Raw genomic sequence first — 10,168 nt, forward strand, 5'->3', positions numbered from 1 at the left:
GGGAAGTGGCAGGTGTAGCCGTTCGGGTACTTGATCAGGTAGTCCTGATGCTCCTCCTCGGCCTGCCAGAACGGCCCCGCGGGCTCGATCGTCGTCACGGCCTTCCCCGGCCACAGCCCGGAGGCGTCGACGTCGGCGATCGTGTCCCGCGCGACAGTCTCCTGCTCGGGAGTGAGCGGGAAGATGGCCGAGCGGTAGCTCGATCCGATGTCGTTGCCCTGACGGTCCTTGGTCGACGGGTCGTGGATCTGGAAGAAGAACGCGAGGATGTCGCGATACGTCGTCTTCGTGGGGTCGAAGACGATCTCCACAGCCTCGGCGTGACCCGGGTGGTTGCGGTAGGTCGCATGGTCGTTCTGGCCGCCGGTGTATCCGACGCGGGTGTCGAGCACGCCGGGCTGGCGGCGGATGAGGTCTTCCATGCCCCAGAAGCAGCCGCCCGCGAGCACGGCGGTCTCTGTCCCAGGGGTGCGGGTGATGGTTCCGGTGTCGGTCATGACTGCTCCTCAGCGGTGGGGGTGACGGTGGGGGTGGCGGTGGTGGGGAAGAGGTGACGGTAGCGACCGTACCCCTCATCTTCCAGGCTGTCAGCCGGGATGAAGCGCAGGGCCGCCGAGTTCATGCAGTAGCGCAGCCCTCCGGCCTCTCGGGGCCCGTCGTCGAAGACGTGTCCGAGGTGGCTGTCGGCCCCTCTGGAGCGGGCCTCGGTGCGGGTCATCCAGAGCTTGCGGTCGGTGCGCGTGGTCACGGCGTCGGCCTCGATGGGCTTGGTGAAGCTCGGCCACCCGGTGCCGCTGTCGAACTTGTCGGTCGACGCGAAGAGCGGCTGGCCCGAGACGACGTCGACGTAGATGCCGTCGTCGTGAGTGTTCCAGTACGCGTTGCGGAAGGGCGGCTCGGTCGCGTCCTCCTGCGTGACCTCGTACTGCAGGTGCGTGAGGCCGCTGACAGCCCCGGGGGTCTTGCTGTACTCGTTCGACATGGTGTGTCTCCTTTGTCTGACGCGGCTGGCTGCGGCGTCATTGATCACAACCGCGGGACGCGTGGTTTTGGTCCCCCGGGACTGTGAGCGCGCTGTGAGTTTGCGCGCAGTCGATAGAGTTGCTCCGCCATACACAACAGGGAGACGCACATGTCGGTTGGACTGCTCGCCGTCGTCGATGACATCCTCAGCGCGGCCATGAAGGCTTCGGCCAAAGCTGCGGGAGTCGTGATCGACGATGCCGCGGTGACCCCGCAGTACGTGCAGGGCATCACTCCGGCGCGTGAGCTGCCTGTGGTCGCGAAGATCGCGCTCGGTTCGCTCGTCAACAAGTTCGTGATCATCATCCCGATCGCGCTGGTGCTCACCGCCTTCGCGCCGTGGGTGCTGCCGTACCTGCTGATCCTCGGCGGTGCCTATCTGTGCTTCGAAGGCGCCGAGAAGGTGCTCGAGTGGTTCGGCGTGCAGCACGGTCACGCCGATGAAGGCGCCCGCGACGAGAAGAAGCTGGTGCTCGGCGCCGTGCGTACCGACCTGATCCTCTCGACCGAGATCATGCTGATCTCGCTGGCGAACCTCGAGGCCGGTCTCGACATCTGGACGACCCTCGCGATCCTCGCGGTGATCGCCCTGCTCATGACGGGCGTCGTCTACGGCGCCGTGGCCCTGCTCGTGAAGATCGATGACATCGGTCTGAAGATGGCCAAGAACCCGGTCGCACGCGTCCGCCACACGGGAATGCGGATCGTGCGCTCGATGCCGGCGGTCTTCCGCTTCATCAGCATCCTCGGCACCGTGGCGATGCTGTGGGTCGGTGGCCACCTGCTCCTCGTGAACCTGGGCGAGGTGGGCGTGCACTTCGGCGAGGACATCCTGCATGCCATCGAGCACTTCCTCGAACCGGCCGGCGGCGTCATCGTGTGGATCGGCGACACCCTGTTCTCGGCCATCGCGGGCCTGATCGCAGGCCTGGTCATCGTGGGGATCATCCTGGGGATCGGCCGCCTGACCGGCAAGACGCCGAACTTCCACGAGGGCGAGGAGTCGCCGGCCGACGTGCACGTCTGAACCGCGCACCACGGAATCGACGTCAGGCAGCGATGTCATAGCGGGCCCGGCCCCCGAGGCGCGGAGTCCTCGCAAGATCGATGCTTCGCGGCGGGATCAGCCATACCCGTGCCGCGGCTCCGATTCCCTCGATGCGTATATTCCACCCGTTGTCGTGGATGCGATGGTGACACGATTCGCACAGCAGTACGCCGTTGTTCAGGTCAGTGGGACCGGTGTCTCGCTGCCACCACCTGATGTGGTGCGCCTTGGTCATCTGCGGCGGGAGACCGCACATGGCGCATCCGCCGTCTCGCTCGACGAGTGCCAACCGCTGCGCCCGGGTGAACAACCGCTTCTCGCGCCCCCAGTCGAGGATCTCCCCCGCGGATCCGAGAACCACCGGGATGATGCCGCCACCCGCAGCCATGCGACGGCAGGTGCCGACGCTCACCGACTGGTCGCTGCCGTCGATCGTCGCGCTGCCCTCGCCCGACATGAGCTGGTCGAGGTTCACGCGCACCACCACGGTCGCACCCGATGCGGGCATCCCACCGTTGTCGCAGGCGATCGCGTGCTCACAGATGGCGGTCAAGGCATCGGCCTGGATCATCGCTACCGAACGGCGATCGGCATCCGGCGCGTCAGGGTCTGTCGCGGTGATCCGCGAGTGAAACGACGCCGCCACGCAGGCTTGGATCGCGGCCTTGATCGGCGCCCCTGAGGCGATGTCGGTCTGCAGCACGAGGTGAAGCGAACCGTCGCGCTCGAACATCGCAAGGGAACGCCGGTCGCGGGCCTCTCGCTCTCTGGGCGCGACGCCGTCGGGGTCGAGCCAGGCTTCGGCACGGGCCACCAGCTTGCCGACGTCGGCGAGGGACATCCCCGCTGCCCTGCCGACGAGGAGACGCTCGGCCTCTTCGACCCGAGCCGAGCCCACCTTGAGTCGGATCCGCTCGAGCAGGCTGACGATGAGCGCAGCCGCCGCAATGGAGATCTCCCCTGCCGCGAGCGCCGACGCCAGCGCCGGACACCGCGCGGGCAGGACCTCACCCAACAGGTTCGTGCGCGGCGCTGACGCCTGGCCCACCGCGATGAGTCGCTTGGCGTCGCCCGCCGACCCGCCCGTGTTCGCGGCGATCATCACTGCAGCACTCCGGTATCCGTGCTGCTTTGCGAACCCGTCAGGGCCGAGTTCCGATCGCGACTCGTGCGCGATCGTCGCTGCGAGCTCGGCATGGAGCCCGTCGAGGCACCGCTGCGCCTGGCTCACCGCACGGTGCGCCTCGAGCAGTGCGTCCCGAGACAGATCGGAGCTTCTCCCCGCATCCGCCCAGACATCTTCGAGGCGCTCGATAGCCTCGAACGACGACATCAGACGGGAACCAGACATGCATTCAGTTTAGAAGATATGTTCGAATCTCGGTCGATATGCCGACATTCGATCTGAGGCGAGGTTCACTCCCCGCGCGCGTGATCCTCGCTGCCCAGCCACTCATCGAACGTGAGCGCACCCTGCACGGCATCCGCCCCGCCGCGCAACGACCCCGACGCCAGCCCTCGCCCGTAGGCGCCGGGCAGCCGCACCCCCAGCACCCGCCGGCGCACTCCGTCGAACGCCAGTTGCCGCCGGGCGAGATCGACCAGCAGCTCATCCCGCGGCCCGACCAGGTCAGACGCACGCCCGGCCGGCGCGCCCTCGGCGACACGCACCAGATGCTCCCCGACCTCGCGCGCAGCCACGGGCCGCATAAGCATCTTGGGCAGCACCGCCACCGGGCCGGACATCCTCGACAGCAGCTGTCCGGCGAACTCGTGGAACTGACCGGCCCTCGCGATCGTGAACGGCACCGACCCTGCAGCCACCTCACGTTCCTGCGCCAGCTTGCCTGCGTAGTACGAGGCATCGATGCCATCGATCCCCACGATCGACAGAGCGACGTGGTGCGCGACACCCGCGCGCGACTCCGCAGCCAGCAGAGTGCGGGTCGCCGTCTCGAAGAACTCCACCGCCTTCGCCGCCGAGAGCGTGGTCGTGTTCGTGACGTCGATGACGGCATCCGCCCGCTGCAGCCGCTCGACCAGTCCGGCACCGGTGAGCACATCGGCTCCGGACGACCGCGACAGCACCACCACCTCGTGACCGGCCGCCCGCGCCGCCTCCACGGCGTGCCGACCGACGACCCCTGTTCCTCCTGCGACCGCGATCCTCATTCGATTCCCTCTCCGCTCCGGGGCGCACGTCCACGCCTTCTGCACCAGATGACGAACCAGCACCCGAGAACGTGAGGCCTCACACTCCACCCCGCTCCGTCGTCATATCCTGCGAAAGCACCCTCGCACCAGCATCCGAAAGGCACCCCATGGATGACGACCTCGACGACGTCTTCCGCGAGCGCCGACGCCTGCTCGCCCTCGGATACCGGATGACCGGCACTCTGGCGGATGCCGAGGATGTCGTGCAGGAGACCTACCTGCGCTGGTACCGGCTCACCGACGCTGAGCGCGAGGCCATCGCGAACCCCGCGGGCTGGCTCACGACCGTCGCGGGCCGCGTCGCCCTCGACCTGCTGGGTTCCGCCCGCCACAGGCGCGAGCAGTACGTCGGGCCGTGGCTGCCCGAGCCCGTTCCCGCCGAGCTCTTCGCCGGAGCGATCGGATCGCGCACGGCGACGACGCCCGAAGATCCACTTGATCGCATCACTCTCGACGACGACGTCTCGACAGCGCTGCTGGTCGTGCTCGAGGCGATGACTCCGGCCGAGCGCGTCGCGTTCGTGCTGCACGACGTCTTCGCCGTGCCGTTCGACGAGATCGCCGACGCCGTGGGGCGATCCTCCGCGGCGGTGCGGCAGCTCGCGTCATCCGCTCGTCGTCACGTGCGCGAGAACCGGGCGACCGCCGTGCCCCGCGCCGAGCACGACCGCGTGGTGCGGGCCTTCCAGCAGGCGACGCGCACGGGCGAAGTCGCCTCGCTGCTGAAGTTCTTGGCACCAGACGTCGAACTGCGCAGCGACGGAGGCGGCGTGGTCAGCGCCGCACGCAAGGTCGTGAGCGGCGCTGACAACGTCGCGCGCTTCCTGCTCGGGATCGCGGCCAAGAACCCACACTTCACCGCCGAGGAGAAGCACTTCGGCGACGGTCTCGGCCTGGTGTTCCGCGACGGAGAGAACGTGCATTCGGTCATGAACGTGCACGTCGAGGCGAGTGTGATCACCCAGCTGTGGATCGTGCTCAACCCCGCCAAGCTCACCTACTGGAATTCGTCGCAGTGATGCGAAGCGGGTGCCCGAGAGCCCCCGCCCCCGCATCCTGCTAGCGTCGTCCCGTGCGCACCCGAGCGCAGATGCAGGAGGCCCGATGAGCGACCACCAGATCCGTGATGCCGAGATCGCCGACCTCGACGCGATCACCGCCATCTACAACGATGCGGTGCTGAACACGACCGCGATCTGGAACGACGACCCGGTCCCCGTCGAGGATCGCATCGCGTGGCACGCGGAGCGATCCGCCCGCGGCTACCCGGTCCTCGTCGCGGTCGACGGCACCGGAGTGCTCGGCTACGCGACGTTCGGCGACTTCCGTCCGCACAGCGGCTTCCGTCACACGGTCGAGCATTCGGTCTACGTGCGCGACGGCGAGCGGGGTCGCGGCATCGGGAAGGCGCTCATGATCGAGCTCATCGATCGCGCGCGCAGGCTCGGCGTGCACGTCATGGTCGCAGCCGTCGAGAGCGGCAACACCGGCTCGATCGTCATGCACAAGCGCCTCGACTTCATGCAGGTCGGACGGATGCCGCAGGTCGGCGCCAAGTTCGACCGCTGGCTCGACCTCACGCTGCTGCAGCTGGTGCTCGATCAGCGGCCCTTCCCCGACGAGACGAAGTGAACGTCTTCCTCTGGCTGGTCGACGCCTTCAACTCGCAGTGGATGCTGCCCGGCGGCCAGGTGCTGCTGGTCCGCGAGGTCGTGGGCAACGCCTTCGGCCTCGCCAGTGCGCTCGGCGGCATGCAGCGCAAGGTCTGGGCATGGCCCGTCGGCATCGTCGGCAATCTCCTGCTGCTCACGGTGTTCCTCGGCACCATCCTCAATCCGGACCATGAGCTGCCGCACCTGCTCGGCCAGGCCGGACGGCAGGTCATGTTCATCGTCGTCGCGATCTACGGCTGGGTGCGCTGGCGCCAGGCCTCGTCGGACGGCGGCCGCGTCACCCCCCGCTGGGCACCGACGGGCGCCCGCATCGGGCTGATACTCGGGATGGTCATCGGCACGGTCGCGCTGACCCCGCTGTTCCGACTGCTCGGCTCCTACGAGCCCGTGTGGGCGGATGCCTGGACGTTCGTCGGCTCGCTGCTCGCCACCTACGGCATGGCCAAGGGCTGGACCGAGTTCTGGCTGATCTGGATAGCCGTCGACCTCGTGGGCGTGCCGCTGCTGTTCAGCTCGGGCTTCTACGCGACCGGCTTCATGTACGTGTTCTACGGCGTCTTCACCGCGGTCGGCTTCGTCGTGTGGTGCCGTGCACAGGCGAACGCCAAACCGCAGGTCGACACGATCATGCCCGATCCCCGGCCCATCACCTCCACCGTGAAGACCGTCGACGGCGACTGACGCTTTCGAATCGCTCACTTTGCAGTTCAGAACGAGTCGAGACTGCAAAGTGCGCGATTCGAAAGTATGAGGGGCCGGCCGTGTCGCCGAATATGTCCTCGCATGTCGGGGGCTCTGGTCGCCACCACCGGGCTCGGGGTTTGCTAGTCCCATGAGCCGCCAGATCCGCTTCAACGCCTTCGACATGAACTGCGTCGCCCACCAGTCGTCCGGGCTGTGGCGGCACCCCGACGACCGCTCGCGCAACTACAACACCCTCTCGTACTGGACCGACCTCGCGAAGCTGCTCGAGAGCGCGACGTTCGACGGCATCTTCATCGCCGACGTCCTCGGCACCTACGACGTCTACGGCGGCACCAACGAGGCGGCGATCCGCAACGGCGCGCAGGTGCCCGTGAACGATCCGATCCTGCTCGTGAGCGCGATGGCCGCCGTCACCGAGCACCTCGGCTTCGGCATCACCGCCGGAACAGCCTTCGAGCACCCCTATCCGTTCGCACGGCGCCTGAGCACGCTCGATCATCTGACCAACGGACGTGTCGGCTGGAACGTCGTGACGGGCTACCTGCCCAGCGCCGCCCGCAACATGGGCCAGACGGACCAGCTCGCGCATGACGACCGCTACGACCACGCCGACGAGTACGTCGAGGTGCTCTACAAGCTGTGGGAGGGCTCGTGGGAAGACGACGCCGTCGTCGAGGACCGCGAGCGGGGCATCTTCACCGACCCGTCGAAGGTGCACCCGATCGGCCACGAGGGAAAGCACTTCAGCGTCCCCGGCATCCACATCTCCGAGCCGTCGCCGCAGCGCACGCCGGTCATCTATCAGGCGGGAGCCAGCCCCCGCGGTGTGCGCTTCGCATCGGAGAACGCCGAGGCGATCTTCGTGGCCGCGCCCTCGAAGGAGGTCCTCGCCGGCACCGTGAAGCGCATCCGCGACGCGCTCGAAGAGGCCGGTCGCGACCGCTACGACGCGAAGATCTACACGCTGCTCACCGTGATCACGGGGGCGACGAGCGAGGATGCCGCGGCGAAGCACGCCGAATACCTGTCGTACGCGAGTCCCGAGGGCGCGCTGACCTTCATGTCGGGGTGGATGGGCGTCGACCTCTCGCAGTACGCCGAGGACGAGCCCGTCGGAAACGTCGAGTCCAACGCGATCCAGTCGGTGCTGCAGCATCTCAAGGAGGAGGCCGACCTCGGACGCGAGTGGACCGTCGGCGACTTCGGCCGCCACAACGCGATCGGCGGCCTCGGGCCCACGATCGTCGGATCGGGTGAGGAGATCGCCGACGAGCTGCAGTCGTGGGTCGAGCAGACCGACATCGACGGCTTCAACCTCGCCTACGCAGTCACCCCCGGCACCTGGCAGGACGTGATCGAACACGTCATCCCGGTGCTGCGCGAGCGCGGCGTCTACCCCGAGGAGTACACGCCGGGCACGCTGCGGCACAAGCTGCAGGGCAAGGGCGACCGGGTGCAGGACACGCACCGCGCGGCACGCTACCGGGTGGGCGCGAAGGCTCCTGTCGCCTGATCGGAGGTGACGGGGGCGCTACTCGGCCTTCGAGCTGAAGATCCCGCGCAGCACCAGGAACACCACGACCGCGACCACCAGGACGATCGCGAGCTTGGCGATGAACCACAGGATCGAGAAGAGCGCGCTGACGATCCACCAGGCGATCACCACGGCGAGCACGACGCCGACGATGGTCCAGAGCGAGTTCTTGTTCATGGCTCCAGCCTAGGCGGAGCGGGCGCCGCCGCATCCGCCCTTCCGCATCCGACGCGTCGCGTCAAGTCCCTTCTCCCACGGCCGGTCGACGCGGAGACTTCGAACATGTCTGCGCCAGCGCTCACCCCGTCCGCCCTCCACTGCATCACCCCTCGCGGCCCCCTCAGCGGCGCGATCATCCGCCGACTCACCGGCGACGACGTCGACGACCTCGGCGCCAGAGCCGAGTCCGCCCTGGTCATGAGCGACGACATCGTCCGTGACGACGACATCCAGCTCGCGCTCTTCGTGCTCTACGCCTCGTCGTACGGCTCTCTTCCCGAGCTCGACGCCGAGCTCGAGTGGGACCCCGCCCTCATCGCCACCCGAGCTCTTCTCGAGCGCGCCTTCGAGCGCACGCTGCGGGCGACCGTGCCGGTGCCCGACCTGCCTGAGCCCACCGTCGACGCAGTGGGCCGCGCCCTCTTCGCCCTCGCCGAGGCCGACACCGGACCCAGCCTGTCGCGCTACGTCGCGAAGAAGGCGACCGAGGAGCAGATGCACGAGTTCTTCATGCAGCGCTCGGTCTACACGCTGCGCGAGGCCGACCCGCACTCGTGGGCGATCCCCCGGCTGCGCGGGCGCGCGAAGGCCGCGCTCGTCGAGATCCAGTCGGACGAGTACGGCGGAGGGCGGGCCGACCGCGTGCACGCCACGATCTTCGCGCGCGCGATGCGCGGAGCCGGACTCGACGACACCTACGGCGCGTACGTCGACGACGTGCCCGCGATCACGCTCGCCTCACTCAACGCGATGTCGATGTTCGGACTCAACCGCCGCCTCGTCGGCGCGATCGTCGGACACCTGGCGGCGTTCGAGATGACCTCGTCGATCCCGAACCGCCTGTACGCCGACGGTCTGCGGCGCCTCGGCTTCGGCGAAGACGTCACCGACTACTTCGACGAGCACGTCGAGGCGGATGCCGTGCACGAGCAGATCGCGGCGCGCGACCTCGCCGGCGGGCTCGCCGAGGAGCGCCCCGAGCTGCTGTCCGACATCATGTTCGGCGCCTCCGCCTGCCTCGCGGTCGACGGCTGGGCGGCGGGGCACATGCTCGACTCCTGGAAGCGCGGCGAATCCTCGCTGCGCGAGAGGGACGCTCGATGAGCGCGGCGCCGGATGCCGTGACGATCACCGCGTACCCCGACGGGCCTCTGCTGGTGCGCGGGGCAGCGGTGATCGAGACCTCCGACGGCGAGCCGATCGAGGTCACGCGACGCACCGTGGCGCTGTGCCGCTGCGGCCTGTCGACGATCAAGCCGTTCTGCGACGGCACGCACAAGGCATCGGGGTTCCGCACGGACGTGTGATCTCACCCGTGTGATCTCTGAGCGGTCGGGTGCGATCAGTGCCCGACCGCCGGGAGGCATCCGCCGTCCATGATGACGCCGCCGATCTCGACGGAGAGCGTGTCGGCAGAGACCTCGCCGAAGATGCATCCGCCCTCCGGTGCCGCAGCGCCGAAGGCCACCGCCCGTTCGTCGCCGATCGTCTGGATGTCGGTGAGGCCGGCATCCGCGAACACGTCCTCGACCGCGGCGACGGACAGGTCTCCCGAGCTGCGCAGCGCCTCGAGCCCGACGCGGACGGACTCGGCGGGCTGCTCGGCCGCGGCACGGCTCTCGTCGGACAGCTCCACACGGTCGCGGTAGCGCTCGTTCTGCGCCATCGCGTGATCGGGGTCGTACGGTGCACAGTCGGGTGGCAGGTCGACGCCCTCGACGAGCGGGCACGCCGCCGTCGGGGTCGGGGTCG

At 68.4% G+C, this 10,168-nt stretch carries 13 protein-coding genes; 7 read left to right on the plus strand and 6 right to left on the minus strand.

Translation table 11 applies throughout. The features are described 5' to 3' along the window. Both msrA and msrB read right to left on the minus strand, forming a co-directional pair. Positions 1–497: peptide-methionine (S)-S-oxide reductase MsrA (gene msrA, locus RWO82_RS13740; RefSeq protein WP_314428025.1), on the minus strand; the 497-nt coding region annotated here is incomplete at its 3' end. Continuing rightward, positions 494–982, minus strand: a complete 489-nt coding sequence (msrB, locus tag RWO82_RS13745) for a peptide-methionine (R)-S-oxide reductase MsrB (protein WP_314428027.1) — start codon at positions 980–982, stop codon at positions 494–496. The genes msrA and msrB, both read right to left, overlap by 4 nt. Positions 983–1,132: 150 nt before the next feature. Between msrB and RWO82_RS13750 the strand changes: the two genes are divergently transcribed. Further along, positions 1,133–2,050, plus strand: a complete 918-nt coding sequence (locus RWO82_RS13750) for a DUF808 domain-containing protein (RefSeq protein ID WP_314428028.1) — start codon at positions 1,133–1,135, stop codon at positions 2,048–2,050. A 22-nt stretch (positions 2,051–2,072) separates the two neighbouring features. Here the strand turns inward: RWO82_RS13750 and RWO82_RS13755 are convergent, their stop codons facing one another. Continuing rightward, positions 2,073–3,422: a DUF222 domain-containing protein gene (locus RWO82_RS13755; protein WP_314428030.1), complete on the minus strand. Its 1,350-nt coding sequence runs from the start codon at positions 3,420–3,422 to the stop codon at positions 2,073–2,075. Between the two features lie 65 nt (positions 3,423–3,487). Further along, complete coding sequence (locus RWO82_RS13760; protein WP_314428031.1) at positions 3,488–4,243, minus strand: NAD-dependent epimerase/dehydratase family protein; 756 nt, start codon at positions 4,241–4,243, stop codon at positions 3,488–3,490. Positions 4,244–4,392: 149 nt separating this feature from the next. On the opposite strand from RWO82_RS13760, the gene sigJ reads away from it, so the two are divergent. The 4 genes from sigJ (at position 4,393) to RWO82_RS13780 (ending at position 8,176) form a co-directional block, all read left to right on the plus strand. Further along, positions 4,393–5,304, plus strand: a complete 912-nt coding sequence (gene sigJ / locus RWO82_RS13765; protein WP_314428032.1) for an RNA polymerase sigma factor SigJ — start codon at positions 4,393–4,395, stop codon at positions 5,302–5,304. A gap of 85 nt (positions 5,305–5,389) precedes the next feature. Next, positions 5,390–5,917 (plus strand): GNAT family N-acetyltransferase, encoded by a 528-nt coding sequence (locus RWO82_RS13770; protein WP_314428034.1) that lies wholly within the window; start codon positions 5,390–5,392, stop codon positions 5,915–5,917. Next, positions 5,914–6,639 carry a nicotinamide riboside transporter PnuC gene (pnuC, locus tag RWO82_RS13775; protein WP_314428035.1) on the plus strand — a complete coding sequence of 242 codons (726 nt, stop codon included), beginning with the start codon at positions 5,914–5,916 and terminating at the stop codon, positions 6,637–6,639. The genes RWO82_RS13770 and pnuC overlap by 4 nt, the downstream gene beginning before the upstream one ends. Before the next feature lie 151 nt (positions 6,640–6,790). Next, on the plus strand, positions 6,791–8,176 hold the full coding sequence (locus tag RWO82_RS13780; protein WP_314428036.1) for an LLM class flavin-dependent oxidoreductase: 1,386 nt from the start codon (positions 6,791–6,793) through the stop codon (positions 8,174–8,176). An 18-nt stretch (positions 8,177–8,194) separates the two neighbouring features. On the opposite strand, the gene RWO82_RS13785 is transcribed toward RWO82_RS13780, so the two are convergent. Beyond that, complete coding sequence (locus RWO82_RS13785; protein WP_314428038.1) at positions 8,195–8,374, minus strand: hypothetical protein; 180 nt, start codon at positions 8,372–8,374, stop codon at positions 8,195–8,197. 105 nt (positions 8,375–8,479) lie between these two features. On the opposite strand from RWO82_RS13785, the gene RWO82_RS13790 reads away from it, so the two are divergent. Beyond that, positions 8,480–9,520, plus strand: a complete 1,041-nt coding sequence (locus RWO82_RS13790) for an iron-containing redox enzyme family protein (RefSeq protein WP_314428040.1) — start codon at positions 8,480–8,482, stop codon at positions 9,518–9,520. Next, complete coding sequence (locus RWO82_RS13795; protein ID WP_314428042.1) at positions 9,517–9,723, plus strand: CDGSH iron-sulfur domain-containing protein; 207 nt, start codon at positions 9,517–9,519, stop codon at positions 9,721–9,723. The genes RWO82_RS13790 and RWO82_RS13795 overlap by 4 nt, the downstream gene beginning before the upstream one ends. 35 nt (positions 9,724–9,758) lie before the next feature. Here RWO82_RS13795 and RWO82_RS13800 read toward each other — a convergent pair. After that, on the minus strand, positions 9,759–10,168 hold a 410-nt coding region (locus RWO82_RS13800), incomplete at its 5' end, for a hypothetical protein (RefSeq protein ID WP_314428044.1).

Source organism: uncultured Microbacterium sp., from assembly GCF_963521645.1.
Classification (GTDB): Bacteria; Actinomycetota; Actinomycetes; order Actinomycetales; family Microbacteriaceae; genus Microbacterium.